Origin of the sequence: Agrobacterium burrii (assembly GCF_017313405.1) — a bacterium.
GTDB classification, from domain to species: Bacteria; Pseudomonadota; Alphaproteobacteria; order Rhizobiales; family Rhizobiaceae; genus Agrobacterium; species Agrobacterium burrii.
Genome location: NZ_JAFLNA010000019.1, coordinates 46727 through 65798, shown reverse-complemented (window position 1 = coordinate 65798; position 19072 = coordinate 46727). Strand labels below are relative to the sequence as shown.

Sequence of the window (19072 nt, the reverse complement as noted above, 5' to 3'; positions counted from 1 at the left end):
TAAATCCTCGCGAAAAAACGGCTGACAAGTACGTCATTTCCGCCCCCATGCGCCGTGGATCAGCTCCATGATTTCACCGTTGGCTGCGTTCAGGCTTTCCATCGCGCGGTCGTAGGTAGAACGGACGAAATCGCCGCGCTCTACCTCGTACAAGGTCTGCTTCTTTATCGATGCATCAGAAATGGCCGTCGACTTTAAAACGTGATTTTTCAACATTTGCTGGGCGAACATCGATTGCATGAACCCGACCATCTGTGCCTGCGGGATGTCCGTCGGCTCGAAGCGCGTCACGAGATAGCGGAACCATTCGACCCGCATTTCGGCGCCAGCCTCGGCGACTGGCCCCATAATACCGCCTAGCATCATCAGGAACTGGCTCATCGACATGATATCCAGCATCTGGGGATGGATAGTGATCAGAATGCCCGTCGAGGCCATAAGCGCGGTGATCGTCAGGTATCCCAGCTGCGGCGGGCAATCTATGACAACCACATCGTACCTATCATCCACCTGCTTCAGCGCATTGAAGATGCGCATGTAGAATAGCCGACCGTCCTCTCCCTTCTTGGAGGAGATAGCGAGGGGCACATCATACTCATATTCCTGCAGGACCAGATTTGCCGGAACCACATCAAGGCCCGGAATGTTGGTTGGCTGGATGACTTCCGCGATAAATTTCCGCTCGTCATCGAAACGAAGCGCCTCGTACAGTGATGCAGTATCATCAAGTTCAGGCTGTATTCCGAACAGGGACGTCAGTGATGCCTGTGGATCGAGATCGACCGCAAGCACGCGATGGCCGGTGAGGGCGAGATATTGGGCAAGGTGCGCGGCGGTCGTGGTCTTTCCGCTTCCGCCCTTGAAATTCACCACCGACACGACCTGCATCGGCTCACCTTCACGACGCCGGGGAACGTAATATCGCTTGTCAGACTTTTTATTAGCTTCGAGATAGTCTCGGAGCTCTAACATCTGATCAGCCGTATAATAGCGCCGGCCACCAACCGATTCGATCTCGGGGCCTTTACCCTCCAAATGGATTTGGCGAAGATGGCTCTGGGTAACTCCGATGAAGTCCGCGACTTCTCCCAGCTGAAACTTGCGTAGGCCCTTCTTTGCGTCCGGGGGATATTGTTGGCTGCGCAGCATATGCAACGCGTTTGAGATCTTTGCGCCCTGCTGGGCAATCTCGATATCAAATCTGTTGGGCTGCGGATGGCTCATTTTGCAAACTATATCCCGGAGGGTTTCACTTTCGAAAAAATGGCCACAAAGCCATCATTTGCGAAACTATCCCGCGATTCCCCCTCTGCTGCAAGGGATTTAACGTTAACAAGAAGTTAACGCGTGCACCGTGGATTCCTCGTTCAAGCCGAATCCCCAATAGGTTTCGAATAGTTAGACAGATTTTCGTGTTTTCGTACAGCACACCACAACTGCAGATCTGCAGAGTTTGGCCGATGTTTTGCACACGAATTGCCGCATGGAGTTGGGGCATCCGCCACGACTCGGTAGAATCAGCATCTGCAGATCTGCAGATGGCCACACGCCTTTTGAGATGATCTTTCTCCGGCATGTCCACGTCGTGCGGAGATCAAGATGCAGGTTATTATCATTTCGTCAGATCGATATGTCGATCATGCCAATCATCTAAGTCAGATGCACCGCCTCCGTGCTGCAGTCTTTGGCGAACGCCTGGGATGGGATGTCTCCATAACCAACGCGGGTGAGCGTGACGAATACGACGATCTCGATCCGACCTACATCCTCGCGGTCACAGATAGCCAAAAGATCGTCGGATGCGCGCGCCTACTGCCGGCATTGGGCCCAACGATGCTGGAGCAGACATTCCCGCAACTGCTGCCATCCGGATCGCTCGCTGCGTCGGCCAGCGTAGTCGAGAGCTCGCGCTTTTGTGTCGATACGACCTTGGCTGCGGGAAGGGGAGGGCAGCTTCATCTCGCAACCCTCACCATGTTTGCCGGCATCATCGAATGGTCGATGGAAAATGGCTACGACGAGATCGTAACAGCAACCGACCTGCGCTTCGAGCGCATCTTGAACCGAGCCGGATGGCCGATGAAACGACTTGGCGATCCCATGGCGATCGGCAACACCGTGGCCGTCGCCGGAACTCTGCCGGTCAATCGGACAAGTTTTGAACGCGTTTGCCCGCAAGGCTACCGCTCGCTCGCCGCCGAAGATCACAGCCGTCAAATCCGGAGCGCTGCGTGACCCAACTTCGCTCACATCCCCGTTTAGTCCGTAAACTGCAGGACGCCCTAGGCGACCAGCTCTGCGTTGCGCTTGAAGACGCGACGGTGGTCGAAATCATGCTCAATCCCGATGGCCGGCTGTTCATCGAACGACTGGGGCACGGCGTTGCAGCTGCCGGCGCGATGAGCTCTGCCGCTGCGGAAGTCATCATCGGCAGCGTCGCCCACGCGCTCCAGTCGGAGGCCGACGACGAGCGGCCGATCATCTCTGGCGAACTTCCGATTGGTGGACACCGCTTCGAGGGCCTGTTGCCTCCGATCGTATCAAGTCCGGCATTCACCATCCGCCGGCGCGCTTCGCGTCTCATTCCACTGACAGAGTATGTGAAGTCGAAGGTGATGACCGAAGCCCAGGCATCGGCAATTCGAAGCGCGATCGATGCGCGGATGAACATCGTCATCTCCGGGGGCACCGGTTCCGGAAAAACGACGCTTGCCAACTCCATCATCGCCGAAATCGTCACTGCGGCCCCGGACGATAGGATGGTCATTCTCGAAGACACCGCCGAAATTCAATGCGCGGCCGAAAATGCTGTGTCTCTGCACACCAGCGATACCATCGGCATGGCGCGCCTGCTCAAGAGCACGATGCGCCTGCGTCCCGACCGCATCGTTGTCGGCGAGGTGCGCGACGGTGCGGCGCTAACGCTGCTCAAGGCCTGGAACACCGGCCATCCGGGCGGTGTCACCACGATCCATTCCAACACCGCGATGTCAGCCTTGCGCCGGCTCGAGCAACTGACGGCGGAAGCCAGTCAGCAGCCGATGCAGGAGGTGATCGGCGAAGCCGTCGATCTCGTCGTTTCCATTGAACGAACGGGGAAGGGGAGGCGGGTCCGCGAGGTGATCCACATCGAAGGATATAGCAACGGCCGCTACCAGACCGAACATTATGCCCAGATCGATGAGGACAGCCATGTCGCGTAAAATCTCCATTTTTCTCACCGGCGCGACGCTTGTCGCCATTTCTATCGGCTTTAGCGATTCCGCATTCGCTTCCTCGGGCGGCGGCGGTCTTCCCTGGGAATCGCCGCTGCAACAGATCCAGCAATCGATCACCGGACCAGTCGCCGGGTTTATCGCGCTGGCCGCTGTAGCCATTGCTGGCGCCATGCTGATCTTTGGAGGCGAGCTGAATGATTTCGCAAGGCGGCTTTGCTATGTCGCGCTGGTGGGCGGTGTGCTCCTCGGAGCGACGCAGATCGTTGCTCTCTTCGGCGCGACCGGCGCCTCGATCGGCGAGGGCCACGCACAGGCCGAGCAAGGAACTCCCGAACCGAAGGCGACGCCGGCCACAGCGGGGGAGGGGGCTCATGGCTGAGGCCGGATCTTCTTTGGCGCGCTCGCGTGTGCACAGGGCATTATCGCGTCCGAACCTGTTGATGGGCGCCGACCGCGAGCTCGTGCTGCTGACGGCGCTGGCCGCCATCATCCTAATCTTCGTCGTCCTGACCTGGTACGCGGCATTGTTCGGCATTGCGATCTGGCTGGTCGCAGTCGCAGCGCTACGCATGATGGCCAAATCCGATCCGTTGATGCGTCGGGTCTATCTCCGCCATATCTCCTACAAGACGTCTTATCGCGCGACGTCGTCGCCGTGGCGCAAGTTCTGAGGATTTCGGATGGTCGCCCTCAAATCATTCCGCCATTCCGGACCGTCCTTTGCCGATCTGGTGCCCTATGCCGGGTTGGTCGACAATGGCGTCATCCTGCTGAAAGACGGTTCGCTGATGGCCGGCTGGTATTTTGCCGGGCCGGATAGCGAGAGCTCGACCGACGCCGAGCGCAACGAGGTGTCGCGACAGATCAATGCCATCTTGTCGCGGCTGGGTTCCGGATGGATGATCCAGGTCGAGGCCATCAGGGTGCCAACCGGCGATTATCCGAATGAGGGTGAATCCCACTTTCCCGATCCCGTCACACGCGCCATCGACGATGAGCGACGAGTGCACTTTCAGACGGAAAGGGGGCATTTCGAGAGCCGGCACGCTTTGATTCTGACATGGCGGCCACCGGAGCCGCGGCGATCCGGTCTGACGCGGTACATCTATTCCGACGCGGCAAGCCGCTCAGCCACCTATGCCGATAAGGCGCTCGAGAGTTTCCTGACCTCGATCCGCGAGGTCGAGCAGTATCTCGCCAATGTCGTGTCGATCCGTCGAATGATGACGCGCGAAACGTCGGAGCGTGGCGGGTTCCGTGTCGCGCGCTACGACGAGCTGTTCCAGTTCATTCGCTTCTGCGTCACCGGCGAGAACCATCCGGTGCGCCTGCCTGATATCCCCATGTATCTCGACTGGCTGGTGACGGCCGAGTTGCAGCATGGCCTGACCCCAATGGTCGAGAACCGCTTTCTCGGCGTGGTGGCGATCGACGGTCTGCCGGCCGAAAGCTGGCCGGGGATCCTCAACACGCTCGACCGGATGCCGCTCACCTATCGCTGGTCGTCCCGCTTCGTCTTCCTTGACGCCGAGGAAGCAAGGGCGCGCCTCGAGCGCACCCGCAAGAAGTGGCAGCAGAAGGTGCGGCCGTTCTTCGACCAGTTGTTCCAGACGCAATCACGCTCGGTCGATCAGGACGCCATGCTGATGGTGGCGGAAGCCGAGGATGCCATCGCTGAAGCCTCCTCGCAGCTCGTCGCCTATGGCTACTACACGCCGGTCATCGTGATCTTTGAAGAAGATCCGACCCGCCTCCAGGAAAATTGCGAGGCCATCCGCCGTTTGATCCAGGCCGAAGGTTTTGGCGCACGCATCGAGACGTTGAACGCCACGGATGCCTTTCTCGGCAGCCTGCCAGGCGTCTCCTACGCCAACATCCGCGAGCCGCTGATCAACACCCGCAATCTCGCCGATCTTATCCCGCTGAACTCCGTCTGGTCCGGAAGTCCGACCGCGCCTTGCCCGTTCTATCCGCCGGCCTCGCTACCGCTGATGCAGGTGGCATCCGGTTCGACGCCGTTTCGGCTCAATCTGCATGTCGATGATGTCGGCCATACGCTGGTCTTCGGCCCGACAGGCTCCGGCAAGTCGACGCTGCTGGGTCTGATAGCCGCGCAATTCCGGCGTTATGCCGATGCCCAGGTGTTCGCCTTCGACAAGGGCGGCTCGATGCTGCCGCTGACCCTCGGTCTCAACGGCGATCACTACCAGATCGGCGGCGATATCGGCCCCTCGGCTGGTGGTGAGGTAAAGGCGCTTGCCTTTTGCCCGCTCGCCGAACTGTCGACCGACGGCGACCGGGCCTGGGCCTCGGAGTGGATTGAGATGCTGGTGGCGCTGCAAGGTGTGACCATCACCCCGGACTATCGCAACGCCATCTCCAGGCAGTTGTCGCTGATGGCGGAATCCCGTGGCCGCTCGCTGTCAGATTTCGTTTCCGGCGTGCAGATGCGCGAAATCAAGGACGCACTGCATCATTACACCGTCGACGGTCCAATGGGCCAGTTGCTCGACGCAGAGCAGGACGGCCTGGCGCTCGGCGCCTTCCAGTGCTTCGAGATCGAAGAACTGATGAACATGGGCGAGCGCAATCTCGTTCCCGTTCTCACCTACCTGTTTCGGCGCATCGAGAAACGCCTGACCGGCGCACCCAGCCTGATCATTCTCGACGAGGCCTGGTTAATGCTCGGCCATCCGGTGTTTCGCGACAAGATCCGCGAATGGCTGAAGGTGCTGCGAAAGGCCAATTGTGCTGTCGTGCTTGCCACCCAGTCGATTTCAGACGCGGAGCGCTCCGGCATCATCGACGTGCTGAAGGAATCCTGCCTAACGAAAATCTGCCTGCCGAACGGAGCGGCGCGCGAACCGGGCACCCGCGAGTTCTATGAGCGCATCGGCTTCAACGACAGGCAGATCGAAATCGTCGCAACCTCCATTCCCAAACGCGAATACTACGTCGTCTCACCGGAGGGTCGCCGTCTGTTCAACATGGCGCTTGGTCCTGTTGCGCTCTCGTTCGTCGGAGCGACGGGCAAGGAAGACCTGAAGCAGATCCGCAGCCTGCATTCCGAACATGGGGCCATGTGGCCTCTAAACTGGCTCCAGCAAAGGGGGATCGCCAATGCCGAAACGCTCTTTCCGACCTATTGAGACATACCGTGCGGTGGTCATCGTGGCGACCGCAGTCACAATCGCAACGCCAATCCAGGCAAAGGCTGGTGGCGTGACAGGTCAGGCGACGGAATGGACACAGCTTGCCAACAATGCCGAGCTGATCTCGCTCGTCGGCAAGTCGGCCGAGCAGGTGAACAACCAGATCACACAGATATCGCAGCTGGCCGAGCAGATCCAGAATCAGATCAACATCTACAAGAACATGCTGCAAAACACAGCGCAATTGCCGAACCACATCTGGGGCCAGATCGAGAACGACCTGAAGAACCTTCAGAATGTCGTGGCGCAAGGGCAGGGCGTCGCCTTCTCGATGGGCAATGTAGACGATGTGCTTAAACAACGCTTCCAGAGCTTTTCCGAGATGAAGAGCAACCTGCCGGATGGTGCAAGTTTCTCCTCGACCTATCAGAGCTGGTCCGACACTAATCGTGATACCATCGGCGGCACCTTGAAGGCCGCAAACCTGACGGCTGACCAGTTCTCAAGCGAGGAGAGCACCATGTCGTCGCTGCGGTCGATGTCGGAGTCGGCCGACGGGCAGATGAAGGCACTGCAGGTCGGACACCAGATCGCCGCCCAGCAGGTCACGCAGATGCAAAAGTTGCGTGGTCTCGTTTCCCAGCAGATGACGATGATGGGCACCTGGTTCCAGTCGGAACAGGCGCAAAAGGATCTTGCGCAGGCGCGTCGCGAGCAATTCTTCAGCGGGGCCGAGCATGACATCCGCGGTGGGCAGACGATGGAGCCCCGCTGGTGAGCCCGCGATTTGTCATCATCCTCGCTATCGTGGGGACCGCCGCGTTCGGAGTGGGCGTCGCAAGATGGATCGTCCAACCGGGACCGGGCCCTATGTCCGGAACGGGAGAAGCATCACCAGCGACTGCATCTGAAGCGGCCCGACGCGAACACCGCGAGCAATTCTTCGGCGGCAATACTGATCGCGACATTCGCGGCGGCCAGGAAATGAAGCCGAGATGGTGATCGTTGCGCTTCCCCGCTGCCTCGAACTCACCCTTATCGCAATCGGCATCGTGTTGATCGCGAGTACGCCTACCTTTGCGCAACAGGGTCAGGTGCTGACAACCCTGGAGAACTCCGTTGTTGCTGCTGCCAAGGGCTGGGAAACGACTGTCATGGATGCGGCCCGCTCGCTGTTCTGGATCCTGGCAGGCATCGAGGTTGGTATCGCCGCCGTGTGGCTCGCAATCAACGCCGCCTCCCTCGATAGCTGGTTTGCGGAGCTGGTCAAACGCATCATGTTCATTGGGCTCTTTGCCTTCATCCTTGATCGCGGACCGGAGTTTGCCAAGGCTGTGGTCGACAGTCTCTATCATATCGGCGCGGGCGGTGGATCAGCGTCTCCCGCCAACATTTTCGACGCAGGGATTCGTGTCGCAACCAAAATGTCCGAACAGGCGAAGTTCGGACTGTGGGAAGACAACGCGCTGGCGATCGCGGCCGTCTTCGCCATGGTGGTTGTCGTGGTGTCGTTCTCGCTGGTTGCCGCAATCTTCGTCGCCGTCATGGTCGAAATGTATGTCGGTTTGCTCGCTGGCATGATCATGCTCGGACTGGGTGGTACGTCCTATACTAAGGATTTCGCCATCAAATATTTGGTCTACGTATTCTCCGTCGGCATGAAGCTGATGGGATTGGTGATGATTGCAAAGATCGGCTCCGATATCCTGCTCGGCCTGGCCGAGGCACCGACAGCAACCTCCGAGCAGTTTATCACTACGCTCGCCATCGCAGGAATATCGGTCGTGGTCTTCGTGATCGCCATGTATGTGCCGCCGATCCTGCAGGGCGTAGTCCAGGGTGCCTCCGTTTCCGGGGGCATGGAAGCGATCCGCCATGGCGGACAGGCCGCATCCTTTGCGGCGGGCGCCGGCTTTTTGGCGACGTCAGCCGCCAGCAGAGGATTCCAGGCTGCGAGTGCGGCAAGGGCAGGGGGAGCATCCCTTGGCAGTGCCGCGATGCGCGGCATGGAGGCCGGGGTTGGTGGGGTCGCCGGCGCGGTCGGTGCGGCGGCCAAGGATAAGGCGATCGGTTCGCCCGGCGCCTATGCCGGTTCGCTGCTGGGGCTTGCCAATGCCAAGCTCGACCAGCAGTCCAGCCGACCCGGATCACCGCCTCCACCTCCGTTGATCAATGACACCAAATGACTGGAGGCCGATCCGCCATGGCAGGACAAAACATACCCGATAACCCCTATCTCGCTGCGCGCAACGAATGGAACGAGCGCTATGGATCCTACGTAAAGGCAGCCGCCGCCTGGCGGATCGTCGGCATCACCGGCATGACCATGGCAGTTATCGGTTTCAGCTACGCGCTTTACCAAAGCACCGAAGTGAAGCTGGTTCCCTATATTGTGGAGGTCGACAAGCTCGGCACGGCGGTCAATGCGGGATTTCCGCAGCAGATCGAATATGCCGATCCGCGTGTGGTACGCGCCACTCTCGGCAGCTTCGTGTCGAGTTTTCGAAGTGTGACGCCGGATGCGGTCGTGCAAAAGCAGTACATCGACAGGACCTATGGGCTGCTGAGAACTTCGGATCCGGCAACCGAGAAGGTCAACGCCTGGTTTCGCTCCAACTCTCCGTTCGAGAAGGCGAAAAGCTCGACGGTGGCAATCGAGGTCAACAATATCGTCGCGCTCTCGAACCAAAGCTACCAGTTGGACTGGACCGAATTCGAGCGCGACCGGCGCGGCAAGGAAACCGCAGTCCGACGTTTCCGCGGCATTGCCACCGTGACCCTGACTCCGCCGCAGGACGAGGGCGTCATCCGCCTGAACCCAATTGGTCTCTATCTCCGCGACTTCGACTGGACAGCACAGCTTTGAAAGGCATGGCCCCGAACATGATTATCCCACTCCCAAGAACACGGGCCACACTAACCGCAGTCGGTTTTACCTCAGCGGTGCTGGCGTCAGCGGTTACTGCTCCTCTACATACCTTCGCCGCTGACGGCGTCAGCGCCAACGAAGCAAAGGGCATGGGGATCTCCACCCAGTGGCGCGGGTCGCGCGGCTTGGTGACAAAGGGTTCTGACGGCAAGGTGATCTTCCTTTATGGCGAGGTCCAGCCCTCTGTTGTCTGCTCGCCGCTACAAGTTTGCGATATCGAACTGCAAGGCGGCGAGGTGGTCCGTGACGTGCTGGTCGGTGACACAGTGCGCTGGAAGGTCGAACCGGCGACCTCAGGTGCTGCCAGCGGGCAGGCCATCCACCTGATCGTCAAGCCTTCGGAGCCTGGTCTCGTCACGTCAATGGTGGTGACGACGTCCAGGCGGACCTATCACATCCAGCTCAAGTCCCATTCGACGCAGTACATGGCGCGTGTTGGCTTTGAATATCCGGAGGATGTTTCGACCAAACTTGCAGATATCAATGCGCGTATCGAGGCAAGCACCATCCCGGGCGCCGGTGTGCCGGCCGAACAGTTGAACTTCTCCTATTCCGTCTCGGGTAGTGCCGGCTGGCGACCCACGCGGGTCTATTCGGACGGTCTTAAAACCTATGTCCAGTTTCCGCGCTCGCTCTCTGGCCAGGATGCACCCGTCCTGTTCGTCACATCTGGTGGACAGAACCGGATCGTAAACTACCGTATGAAGAACAACATGATGGTTGTCGACTACCTGATCGATCGCGCGGTCCTTGTTTCCGGCGTCGGCTGGAGACAGGAGAAGGTGACGATCAGAAGGGGAGGGCGGTGATGAAGACGCTTCGCACCAAGCCGCGCCCACAGAACCGCAGCCTTGCCAGAGCTTGTATATTCGCCATCCTCCTTTCCGGCTGCCAGTCAACGGACGGTTTTGTCCCCAGCAGCGCGCCCCCAGAAATTTCCGGAGCGGCTGCAAGTGCTATTGCCGGTGACATGGTGAGCCGTCTTGCCGAACAGATCGGACCTGGAAAGGCGACGGTCGCGATGAAGGCGGATGTATCGCCATTCGGCAAAGCGCTGGAGGCGGCGCTGAAGGGATGGGGCTATGCGGTCGTCACCGATCAGAAGACGGATAGCGGCACGACGGTCATTCCGCTCGCCTATGCGATCATGCCGTTCGACGGCCAGGTGTTGGCCCGTTTTTCGACAGACAGCATCGAGCTCGGCCGAGCCTATTCGGTGACGGCGAGCGGCGCGATGCCAGCGAGCGCCTTGTCACTCATGCGGCGAGGCTAGGGGGGAAGTCATGGTGCAATCCCTCAAGCTCGGCGGTGCACAGAGCCGCCAGTCCCAGTCTGGAATGCGGCGGATCAACCGCCTGCCGATTATCGTCATTATCGTGTTGGTGATCGCGTTCCTTGGCGTCATTTTCTACGGCCTCGCCACGCGCGGGCTCTACTTCGGCAAAGACAGTGGTCCAGACACAAGTTCGGGCAACCCTGCCTCCACCTACGCTGACCAGATAAAGCGCGGTGTGACCGACGGTATTATCGGCGAGCCGCAGCAGCAGACTACCTTCCAGCCGACACCGGTCGAGACAAAGCTGGCCGATGAGAAGCCGAACAATCCCTTCACACCGGAGCAAGGGCAACACGATGTGCAGCAGCACGGTCAAGAGCTCGAAGCGGAAGGGGTTTGGCGAGCTCGTCTCGCGAGAGAACAACAGGAGCAGGTTCTACGGGAGCAGCAGCGCCAGCGCATGGCCCGCTTGCAGGCGCACAACGCTGCCTATGATGCGCCGCTCGCCATTGATCGCAGCAAGCTGGAAGCGCGTGCTGAAACGAATGATGCGAACGCAGACACGGCAAAAAGAACCACCACAGTTTCGACAAGCACCGGAGGCGCCCCCGATCTATATGCGGCCGCGCTACGAGCCGGCCTCGGAGGTCAAAACGCAGATCCCAATTCGCAAAGCTCGAAGGAAGACTTCTTGAACGCGGACCTGAAAGAGCTTGGCTACCTGCCGAACCGTGTCGTGCCTCAACAATCGCCCTTCGAGCTGAAGCGCGGTTCGGTCATCCCTGCCACACTGATCACGGGCATCAATTCAGATCTGCCAGGGCGGATCACCGCCCAGGTGAGCCAGAACGTCTATGACAGCGCGACAGGGCATCGTCTCCTCATTCCGCAAGGTGCGCAGCTGTTCGGCCGGTATGACAGCAAGGTATCCTTCGGACAGAAACGTGTTCTCGTCGTGTGGACCGACATCATTTTCCCGAACGGCTCGACGTTGCAGATAGGCGGGATGTCGGGGACGGATGCGCAAGGGTATGGTGGTTTCAACGACAAGGTGAACAACCACTATTTACGAACATTCGGCTCGGCCGTGCTGATCGCGCTGATTGGGACGGGTATCGACATGGCTGTTCCCGCGAGCTCGACCTTGGCGATGCAGGATACGGCCTCAGATGCGGCGCGGCGGAATTTCGCCGAGACGTTCGGTCGGGTCGCAGACCGGACCATCCAGCGCAATATGGACGTTCAGCCCACGCTGGAAATTCGGCCCGGCTACAAGTTCAACGTCCTTGTCGATCAGGACGTTGTTTTTCCGCGGTCGTACAGAGGTTGATAAGGGTACCTGAGTTTGACTCCTGACGGAGTGGGATAGGCATTCAGCTGGGCAAAACGTCTTCCACAAACGAGAACCCGACCGTTTCCGCGGAGGTTCTCGGCAAGGTCTTAAAGAACCACGTTGCCAATTCAGGAAATGGTCATCCGACTGGCAAGGGAAGTTATGACATCGTCGCCGTCGATTCCGGACAAGCACCGCCACGAGATATTCAGGTCCTGGTACATCTCATGAACGACGTGAATAGATATCAGCGAGCGAGGAAGACGTCGGTGGCAATCACCTCGCCATAGCCAAAGGCCAAAGCTGCCATAAGCGTGGCATGAACCTGTTTTGCCGGAGTTGTAACGCCCCCGAAGTCCAGATCGAGCGTGGCGCAGGCGTCGTGGATCGTCGTGGTCTTATAGCCCAAGTCATTGGCGGCACGCACAGTGGCATCGACACACATATGGCTCATCGCGCCCACAACGACGACCTCTTCGATACCCTTTTCCTTGAGTAACCGATCTTTTCACGGTGGCTGGTCGAATAGCAGATGGCGTAGAACGTTCAGCGACGGGATTGCGGGTGCGACATCTGCGGGTCGACAAGGATGCGGGGCCGATTGTCAGTTTCGACAGCGATCCCGTTCCTTTAGGAGACGGTGTGGGACCATGTGACATGCTGATCCTTCCGCCTTCGCTGGCGCCGCCCATTTCGGTGGACGCCGCTGCGCCGGTGGCCAAATGGCTGCGAGAACGCCACAATGACGGATCCATCTTGGCCTCCATCTGCGCAGGCGCATTTCTTCTGGCGGAAACCGGCCTTATTGCCGGCCGTGCTGTGACAACCCATTGGGGCTCTGCCGATGCTTTCCGCGAACGCTTCCAGATGTCGTTCTCGATACTGATCGGCTGATGACTGATCGGCTGATGATTGACGGCGGCGACATCATCTCGGTGGGTGGATTGATGGCATGGACCGATCTCGGCTTGAAGCTGGTAGAGCGTTACCTCGGTCCTGTAGTGATGGCGCAGACCGCACGCATGCTGCTAGTCGATCCGCCCGGACGTGAGCAACGCTACTACAGTGGATTTGCCCCACGTCTCACCCATGGGACGCGGCCATCGTCAAGGCGCAGCATTTTCTTTCAGGGCAACGGCGGCAAAGAAGTCAGACTTACGGACCTGGCAGAACAGGCAGGTCTGGAAGAACGGACCTTCATCCGTCGTTTCCAAAAAGCCACAGGCATGACTGCAACGGATTACGCTCAACGCATAAGGGTCGCCAAGGCGCAGGAGCTACTGCAGTTCGGGCTTTTGCCGATCGAACGCATTGCCTGGGAGGTCGGCTTTCCGACCCAGGTGCGTTTCGCAAGATCTTCTTTCGGATTGTTGGTCTGACACCAGTAGAATATCGCCAGCGATTTCGGGCGTAGTGCGTAGCTTTTTGGAAAAGAATGGGTCTCAAACTAACTGCCGCACTAACTTATTTAAACTCTTGCAGGGCGGAATCCTGATAGCGGCCTTTACCGAAATTTTTTAAGGTCGATGTGACCGCCTTCCCGGACTTCTGCCCGTCCAGTCCTTGAAGGCGCGGGAGAAGACCGTTGCTTCGGCGTATCCGAGGGCAGTGGACACCTCCTCGAGAGACAGGCTCCCCTGAGCTAGATAGGCCATTGCCATCTGCTCCCGATAGCTTTTCACGATATCGCGCAGCGACGTGCCTTCGACAGACAGTCGCCGCTGCAGGGTGCGCGCAGTCATCCCGAGTTCCGCGGCAAGGTGTTCGAGTTCCACAGGAGCCAGTCCGAGCCGGACGCTGACGAGCGCTCTCACTCGTTCTGTCGCGGATAGGTCGTTGTTGTTCGAGGCGACGGCCGAAGCCATGTGCTGGTTGAGTATGTTTATGAACTCCCGGTCTTCCGTTCGATGCACCCGGTCTGCCTCACTTTGATCCACGATCAGGCAGTTCCTCGTCTGCCCGAACCTTACCCTCGTGCCGAAGATGCGCTGAAGAGCTGCGTCCTGTCCACTGGCGGCGTGTTCGAAATGCACCTCCACGGGTCGCCAGTTCGCGTCGAACGCCGTTCTCAGCTGGCTGCAGATGCAGGCCAGTGTGAATTCATTGTCCTGTCTCAACAGACTGGCGGGCCGGATGTCCGCGTGCACCTTGTAGGCGCATAGGAGGCCTTCAGGAACCGACTGCACGGAGAAGCTGGTGGCCGACTGGAATGCGGTAGCATACCGGGCATAGTAGCTCAGCGCCGAGCCGATCGAGCTCGCCTGCATGAGAAGCAGGCCCATTGGCCACAGATCACCTGGCCGGACAGCGAAGCCAAGGCGCGCTCCGAGCACAGGGTCGTCGAATGTTCGAGCAGCGTCTTCCAGGAATTCCAGATAGTCGCGCATGTCGACCCGGGCGGTCGGATCACCGAGGCGCTTGTCGGAAAGACCATGGCGAGTCAGCAGGGCTTTGAGTTGTCCGCCCGCGCCGGGAAGGTTCTGTATGATCGCCTGGAGGACGAACACTCGTATAGACGGCGTCTGGTGCTGGTTCGGAAAGGTCACGCTCGCTCCTTCCTTAGATTTTGTCGTAAATTGTCAGGTTCGTGGCACGCTCTGCGATGGTTCGCCTTCGACACCCCGTCTCATATACTCAGAAAATAACAAACCAAATTGCAAGGGGAACCGCAATGTCAAACATAGAGAATGCACGTCCAGCGGATCAGAAGCTGGCATCCAACTCAGTTGGAGTGGCGCATATTGTATTCTTCGTAGTCGCAGCCGCGGCTCCAATGGCGGCCGTAGTGGGAGCCACGCCTCCAGCGTTCGCTTTCGGAAATTTGGGAGTACCCGGAGCATTCATTCTGGTCGGCTTGCTGTACCTCGTCTTTGCGGCGGGGTTCACCGCCATGGCGAAGCATGTGAGCAGTGCCGGCGGGTTCTATGCATACATATCAAGAGGACTTGGCCGACCATTGGCTGTCGCAGGGGCCTTTCTTGCGCTCGCCACGTATTTTTCCATCCAGGTCGGTATCTACGCGCAGGTCGGCGTCTTCGCGCGTGCTGCGCTCGAACCGCTCGGAGTTGCTCTCCCCTGGTGGGCGTGGTCGCTCGTCGTGCTCTCAGCGGTCCTGTGGTGTGGCCAGAGGCACATCGTGTTCTCGGGCCGCCTGCTAGGCATCTGCATGATCGCAGAGCTGTTGATACTCACTGTGTTCGCCGTCGGCGTTGTGCTCACAGGTGGCGGTAGCGAGGGTCTGACCTTGTCTGGTTTCCAGCCGTCGGACGTGTTCTCCGCAGGGATCGGCGTCACATTGATATTCGTCGTGAGCTCGTTCATCGGTTTCGAGGCCACGGCGATATTCGGCGAGGAGGCTGCAGATCCGGATCGAGCCATTCCACGTGCCACGGTGGCCGCCGTCCTTATCATTACCGTGTTCTATGCGTTCGTGAGCTGGACGGTCATCCAGTACTACGGTGCGCCCTCCGTCAGCGCCAAGGCTAACGAGTCACTCGAAGGTTTCTACATCGGTGCGATCGCTGGAGTGCTCGGATCCTGGTCGACGGCCGTGGTCAACGTCCTTCTGCTGACCAGTCTCTTCGCATGCCTCCTTTCGTTCCACAACACTCTGAACAGGTACTTCTTCGCACTTGGACGTGACGGGCTGCTCTGGAGCAGGCTGGCAACAGTTCATCATGCCACTGCTTCCCCGCGCGTCGCGGGTCGCTTCCAGGCGCTCCTTGTTGCTGTCGTACTTATGGCCTTCGTGCTCGCAGGTTCCGATCCCTACGCCGTCATCTATGCATGGACCATCGCGTTCGCAGGCATCGGCATCCTCGCTGTGCAAATCCTGGTGTCGATCTCGATCGTCTCATTCTTCCGCCGCGATCGACGGGGCTTCTCTGCGGCGCGCATCGTGGTCGCGCCGACGGTCGCAGGCATCGCACTGCTGGCGGCCTTCCTACAAGTCTCCCTAAACCTGTCTCTTCTGACGGGCAGTGACAGCATGATTGTTCAATCCTTTCCTCTGTGCGTGATCGCCATTGGTGTGGCCGGGGCGGCACTCGCAGTCCACATTCGGCGGACGAACCCGTCGCTATATGACCGCATGGACGCAACCTTCGCCGACGCAGGTTGAGATGGTCGATCCCGCACGCAGCACCGCGGATGGCCAGCCACCGACACCCTATTTGCTGGCCGTCGCCAAACCGACTGCACCCGAAACATGACACGAACGGAACTTTGACATGAAGCTCGACTACGATACCTCCCTGCGCAACTTCTCGGCGGCCTTCCATCTGTCGAAGGAGAGGACGCGCCATGGAGCGGACGTCATTCCCGGAGGTTTCAGCCGCAGAACCTTCAACTACGGTCCGCATGCGGTCTTCGCCGAACGTGGCGAGGGACAGTACATCCATACGATCGAAGGAAAACGCCTGCTCGATCTCAATAACAACTTTTCGACGAACGTGCTTGGCCACAACCATCCCGCTGTCGTGAAAGCCATCACCGACCTGCTCCCGACGGGATATTCATTCGGCAATCCGACTGGGCATGAACTCGCTCTGGCCGAGCTGCTCTGCGAGCGCATCGACTCCGTCGAACAGGTCAAGTTCTTCTGCTCCGCGAGCGAGGCTTGTCTCGGGGCGGTGCGCATCGCTAGGGGCTACACGGGTCGGAAGAAGATCGCCAAGTTCGAGGGCGGCTACCACGGTTTCACGGACGACCTCGCTGTCTCAACGCACCCAAGTCCTGGGAACTTCCCGGGGCCGGACTTCAGTCCACGCTCGATTCCCGACTCCGACGGCATTCCATCGTACAAGATCGAGAACGTCATAACCCTCGTACAGAACGATTTCGCCGCCTGCGAAAGCATTCTGAGGCGCCACGCGGGAGATGTCTCCTGCATCATCATGGAGTTGCAGTCATGCGCGGGCGGGATCGTTTCCCTGACCAATGAGTTCGTGATCAAGCTTGGGAATTTGGCAAGGGAGCTGGGCATCCTGGTCATCTTCGACGAGACCATCTCGCTTCGCGCTGCTTTCGGCGGTCTCCAAAGCCTCTACGACTTCAAGCCAGATCTCACAGTCATGGGAAAGATGATCGGCGGCGGACTTCCTATCGGAGCGGTCGGGGGATCGAAGCGGATTTTCCGGGTGATCGAGGAGAACCAGGTCATGATGTCGGGCACCCACCACGGCCATCCAATGGCCTGCGCTGCTGGCCTCGCCACGATGCAGGTCATGGACCGGCAAGCATACAAGCGCCTGAACGAGATGGCGGACGGAGTCAAGAACGGCCTCAATGGATGGGCACGCGACAACGGCTACCCATTTGTAGTCTTCGGTGGGTTCTCGGTGTTAGGCTACGCGTTTACCAAGGAAGTTGGTCAGACGATCCAGACCCACCGCGACTACTGGAACAAGATCGACGAACGGAAAATGGCGATTTACGCGTTGGAAATGGCGACGCGCGGCTACTTCCCGGTCCATCGCGGACAGATTGGCCTGACGCTTCCGATGACCGATGAGGATATTGCTGATTACGTTCAGACCACGAAGAACATTATCGCCGACATACACACGGTGGAGTGAACCGGATGCGAAGACATCGGCCGGTCACTAGCTTTTATGGGAGGAAATGGAATGCTTGAGCTCGAACAGATCATTAATGGCAAGTCTGCCGCGTCCCTGTCCGGAAGAACGTACGATCGGATGGATCCGTTTACCGGTGAGGTGGCAAGCCGGGCGCCTGCGTCGGACCTAGAGGACGTGCGTGCCGCTGTGGCGGCTGCATCCGCTGCCTTTCCTGCGTGGTCCAAAAGCGGTCCGGGTGAAAGGAGGCGTCTGCTCCTTAAGGCTTCGGAGATCATGCAGTCCAAGGCCGAGGAGTTCGCTACGACGATGACCGCCGAGACTGGCGGCACGTCTGCTTGGGCAGGATTCAACGTGATGCTCGCCGCCGGGATCCTGCGCGAGGCTGCGAGCATGACAACGCAGATACGCGGGGAGGTAATTCCATCCGACAAGCCAGGCACCTTGTCTTTGGCCGTGCGTCGGCCAGCAGGCGTGTGCCTCGGGATCGCGCCCTGGAACGCTCCGATCATCCTCGGGACCCGCGCGATCGCCACGGCGCTTGCATGCGGCAACACCGTAATCCTCAAGGCATCGGAAGTCTGCCCCGGAGTGCATCTTCTGATAGGGCGATGCCTCGTTGAGGCTGGATTCCCTGACGGTGTCGTGAACGTGATCACCAACGCTCCCCAGGATGCGGCCAAAGTGGTGGAAGCGCTCGTGGCCGCACCGGAGGTCCGGCGGGTAAACTTCACTGGGTCCACAAAGATCGGCCGGATCATCGGCGAACTCTGCGGTCGACACCTCAAGCCTGCGTTGCTCGAGCTCGGTGGCAAGGCACCGCTCATCGTACTTGATGACGCCGACATCGACGCTGCGGTAAACGCCGCGATCTTCGGCGCCTTTGCCAACATGGGCCAGATCTGCATGTCCACCGAACGCATCATCGTCGACGAGAAGATCGCGGATGAATTCACCGCGAAGATGGCTGCCCGCGCAAGGCAGCTCCCTGCAGGGGATCCGCGTGGGCATGTGGTGCTCGGCTCTCTCGTGTCTCCTGAGGCGGCGTCGAAGATGGAGGAGTTTATCCGCGACGCGATCGAGAAGGGTGCTAGCCTCGTTGCAGGCGGCGGTCGTAACGGCTCTGTTGTGGATGCGACGTTGCTCGACCATGTGGGGCCTGGCATGCGTTGCTTCGACGAGGAATCCTTCGGACCCGTCAAACCGATCATCCGCGTAAAGGACGAGGATGAGGCTGTCAGGATCGCCAACGAAACGGAATACGGCTTGACGGCTGCAGTCTTCAGCCGCGACGTGCAACGGGCAATGGCGGTTGCCGAACGGATCGAGAGCGGAATCTGCCACATCAATGGCCCGACAGTTCACGATGAGGCGCAGATGCCGTTCGGCGGAGTGAAGAGTTCCGGCTACGGTCGCTTCGGTGGAACGGCAGGTATTAGCGAGTTCACGGACTTGCGTTGGATAACTGTCGAGGACCCCAACCAGCACTACCCATTTTAACCGATCATGTCGGAGTAAGAGGTCAATAAGTCGCCGCTCACCGCATAGCATCAGTCCAAGCCTGATGCCTTACCCGCAAATATCGTCG

At 59.2% G+C, this 19072-nt stretch carries 19 protein-coding genes and 1 pseudogene; 17 read left to right on the top strand and 3 right to left on the bottom strand.

From position 1 onward, the window contains the following. Positions 1-33 precede the first annotated feature (33 nt). Positions 34-1224, bottom strand: coding sequence for a plasmid partitioning protein RepA (repA, locus tag JZX89_RS26225; protein ID WP_207135842.1), 1191 nt, complete (start codon positions 1222-1224; stop codon positions 34-36). A 375-nt stretch (positions 1225-1599) separates the two neighbouring features. Between repA and traI the strand changes: the two genes are divergently transcribed. The 12 genes from traI to trbI are packed head-to-tail and all read left to right on the top strand — an operon-like array spanning position 1600 to position 11905. Next, the gene (traI, locus tag JZX89_RS26220) at positions 1600-2235 is read left to right on the top strand and encodes an acyl-homoserine-lactone synthase (RefSeq protein WP_207135841.1); all 636 of its coding nucleotides are present in this window, start codon (positions 1600-1602) and stop codon (positions 2233-2235) included. Continuing rightward, complete coding sequence (gene trbB / locus JZX89_RS26215) at positions 2232-3203, top strand: P-type conjugative transfer ATPase TrbB (protein ID WP_207135840.1); 972 nt, start codon at positions 2232-2234, stop codon at positions 3201-3203. Before traI ends, trbB begins: the two co-directional genes overlap by 4 nt. After that, positions 3193-3597, top strand: coding sequence for a conjugal transfer pilin TrbC (trbC, locus tag JZX89_RS26210; RefSeq protein ID WP_207135839.1), 405 nt, complete (start codon positions 3193-3195; stop codon positions 3595-3597). Before trbB ends, trbC begins: the two co-directional genes overlap by 11 nt. Next, on the top strand, positions 3590-3889 hold the full coding sequence (locus JZX89_RS26205) for a conjugal transfer protein TrbD (protein WP_033184404.1): 300 nt from the start codon (positions 3590-3592) through the stop codon (positions 3887-3889). The genes trbC and JZX89_RS26205 overlap by 8 nt, the downstream gene beginning before the upstream one ends. Before the next feature lie 9 nt (positions 3890-3898). Then, positions 3899-6367 carry a conjugal transfer protein TrbE gene (locus JZX89_RS26200; RefSeq protein ID WP_207135838.1) on the top strand — a complete coding sequence of 823 codons (2469 nt, stop codon included), beginning with the start codon at positions 3899-3901 and terminating at the stop codon, positions 6365-6367. Then, a complete protein-coding gene (trbJ, locus tag JZX89_RS26195; protein ID WP_207135837.1) occupies positions 6339-7148 on the top strand; it encodes a P-type conjugative transfer protein TrbJ in 810 nt (269 codons plus the stop codon). The genes JZX89_RS26200 and trbJ overlap by 29 nt, the downstream gene beginning before the upstream one ends. After that, positions 7145-7372, top strand: a complete 228-nt coding sequence (trbK, locus tag JZX89_RS26190; protein WP_207135836.1) for an entry exclusion protein TrbK — start codon at positions 7145-7147, stop codon at positions 7370-7372. Before trbJ ends, trbK begins: the two co-directional genes overlap by 4 nt. Further along, positions 7366-8556, top strand: coding sequence for a P-type conjugative transfer protein TrbL (trbL, locus tag JZX89_RS26185; protein ID WP_207135835.1), 1191 nt, complete (start codon positions 7366-7368; stop codon positions 8554-8556). The genes trbK and trbL overlap by 7 nt, the downstream gene beginning before the upstream one ends. 17 nt (positions 8557-8573) lie before the next feature. Continuing rightward, positions 8574-9236 (top strand): conjugal transfer protein TrbF, encoded by a 663-nt coding sequence (locus JZX89_RS26180; protein ID WP_207135834.1) that lies wholly within the window; start codon positions 8574-8576, stop codon positions 9234-9236. Between the two features lie 17 nt (positions 9237-9253). Continuing rightward, the gene (gene trbG / locus JZX89_RS26175) at positions 9254-10108 is read left to right on the top strand and encodes a P-type conjugative transfer protein TrbG (RefSeq protein WP_207135833.1); all 855 of its coding nucleotides are present in this window, start codon (positions 9254-9256) and stop codon (positions 10106-10108) included. Further along, positions 10108-10572 (top strand): conjugal transfer protein TrbH, encoded by a 465-nt coding sequence (gene trbH / locus JZX89_RS26170; protein WP_207135832.1) that lies wholly within the window; start codon positions 10108-10110, stop codon positions 10570-10572. Before trbG ends, trbH begins: the two co-directional genes overlap by 1 nt. 10 nt (positions 10573-10582) lie before the next feature. Continuing rightward, positions 10583-11905: an IncP-type conjugal transfer protein TrbI gene (gene trbI / locus JZX89_RS26165; protein WP_207135831.1), complete on the top strand. Its 1323-nt coding sequence runs from the start codon at positions 10583-10585 to the stop codon at positions 11903-11905. A 250-nt stretch (positions 11906-12155) separates the two neighbouring features. Here trbI and JZX89_RS26160 read toward each other — a convergent pair. Further along, a pseudogene (locus JZX89_RS26160) lies at positions 12156-12407 on the bottom strand (isochorismatase family protein); the annotation flags it as partial. Between the two features lie 65 nt (positions 12408-12472). Here JZX89_RS26160 and JZX89_RS28720 point away from each other — a divergent pair. After that, positions 12473-12802, top strand: a complete 330-nt coding sequence (locus JZX89_RS28720; RefSeq protein WP_369809620.1) for a DJ-1/PfpI family protein — start codon at positions 12473-12475, stop codon at positions 12800-12802. After that, positions 12802-13287, top strand: a complete 486-nt coding sequence (locus tag JZX89_RS28715) for a helix-turn-helix domain-containing protein (protein ID WP_246746806.1) — start codon at positions 12802-12804, stop codon at positions 13285-13287. The genes JZX89_RS28720 and JZX89_RS28715 overlap by 1 nt, the downstream gene beginning before the upstream one ends. Before the next feature lie 138 nt (positions 13288-13425). Here JZX89_RS28715 and JZX89_RS28930 read toward each other — a convergent pair whose 3' ends face one another. Next, entirely contained in the window at positions 13426-14454 is a 1029-nt protein-coding gene (locus tag JZX89_RS28930; RefSeq protein WP_207135830.1) for an AraC family transcriptional regulator, read from the bottom strand. 125 nt (positions 14455-14579) lie between these two features. On the opposite strand from JZX89_RS28930, the gene JZX89_RS26145 reads away from it, so the two are divergent. The 3 genes from JZX89_RS26145 (at position 14580) to JZX89_RS26135 (ending at position 18984) form a co-directional block, all read left to right on the top strand. Beyond that, on the top strand, positions 14580-16028 hold the full coding sequence (locus JZX89_RS26145) for an APC family permease (protein ID WP_207135829.1): 1449 nt from the start codon (positions 14580-14582) through the stop codon (positions 16026-16028). Positions 16029-16137: 109 nt separating this feature from the next. Then, positions 16138-17484: an aspartate aminotransferase family protein gene (locus tag JZX89_RS26140; protein ID WP_207135828.1), complete on the top strand. Its 1347-nt coding sequence runs from the start codon at positions 16138-16140 to the stop codon at positions 17482-17484. Between the two features lie 51 nt (positions 17485-17535). Then, complete coding sequence (locus tag JZX89_RS26135; RefSeq protein WP_207135827.1) at positions 17536-18984, top strand: aldehyde dehydrogenase; 1449 nt, start codon at positions 17536-17538, stop codon at positions 18982-18984. Positions 18985-19072 lie beyond the last annotated feature (88 nt).

What these genes read in the sequence shown, in the direction of transcription:
- repA (WP_207135842.1), bottom strand. Translation starts at nt 1,224, where the DNA reads ATGAGCCATCCGCAGCCCAACAGATTTGATATCGAGATTGCCCAGCAG.
- traI (WP_207135841.1), top strand. Translation starts at nt 1,600, where the DNA reads ATGCAGGTTATTATCATTTCGTCAGATCGATATGTCGATCATGCCAAT.
- trbC (WP_207135839.1), top strand. Translation starts at nt 3,193, where the DNA reads ATGTCGCGTAAAATCTCCATTTTTCTCACCGGCGCGACGCTTGTCGCC.
- JZX89_RS26205 (WP_033184404.1), top strand. Translation starts at nt 3,590, where the DNA reads ATGGCTGAGGCCGGATCTTCTTTGGCGCGCTCGCGTGTGCACAGGGCA.
- JZX89_RS26200 (WP_207135838.1), top strand. Translation starts at nt 3,899, where the DNA reads ATGGTCGCCCTCAAATCATTCCGCCATTCCGGACCGTCCTTTGCCGAT.
- trbJ (WP_207135837.1), top strand. Translation starts at nt 6,339, where the DNA reads ATGCCGAAACGCTCTTTCCGACCTATTGAGACATACCGTGCGGTGGTC.
- trbL (WP_207135835.1), top strand. Translation starts at nt 7,366, where the DNA reads ATGGTGATCGTTGCGCTTCCCCGCTGCCTCGAACTCACCCTTATCGCA.
- JZX89_RS26180 (WP_207135834.1), top strand. Translation starts at nt 8,574, where the DNA reads ATGGCAGGACAAAACATACCCGATAACCCCTATCTCGCTGCGCGCAAC.
- trbG (WP_207135833.1), top strand. Translation starts at nt 9,254, where the DNA reads ATGATTATCCCACTCCCAAGAACACGGGCCACACTAACCGCAGTCGGT.
- trbH (WP_207135832.1), top strand. Translation starts at nt 10,108, where the DNA reads ATGAAGACGCTTCGCACCAAGCCGCGCCCACAGAACCGCAGCCTTGCC.
- trbI (WP_207135831.1), top strand. Translation starts at nt 10,583, where the DNA reads ATGGTGCAATCCCTCAAGCTCGGCGGTGCACAGAGCCGCCAGTCCCAG.
- JZX89_RS28715 (WP_246746806.1), top strand. Translation starts at nt 12,802, where the DNA reads ATGACTGATCGGCTGATGATTGACGGCGGCGACATCATCTCGGTGGGT.
- JZX89_RS26145 (WP_207135829.1), top strand. Translation starts at nt 14,580, where the DNA reads ATGTCAAACATAGAGAATGCACGTCCAGCGGATCAGAAGCTGGCATCC.
- JZX89_RS26140 (WP_207135828.1), top strand. Translation starts at nt 16,138, where the DNA reads ATGAAGCTCGACTACGATACCTCCCTGCGCAACTTCTCGGCGGCCTTC.
- JZX89_RS26135 (WP_207135827.1), top strand. Translation starts at nt 17,536, where the DNA reads ATGCTTGAGCTCGAACAGATCATTAATGGCAAGTCTGCCGCGTCCCTG.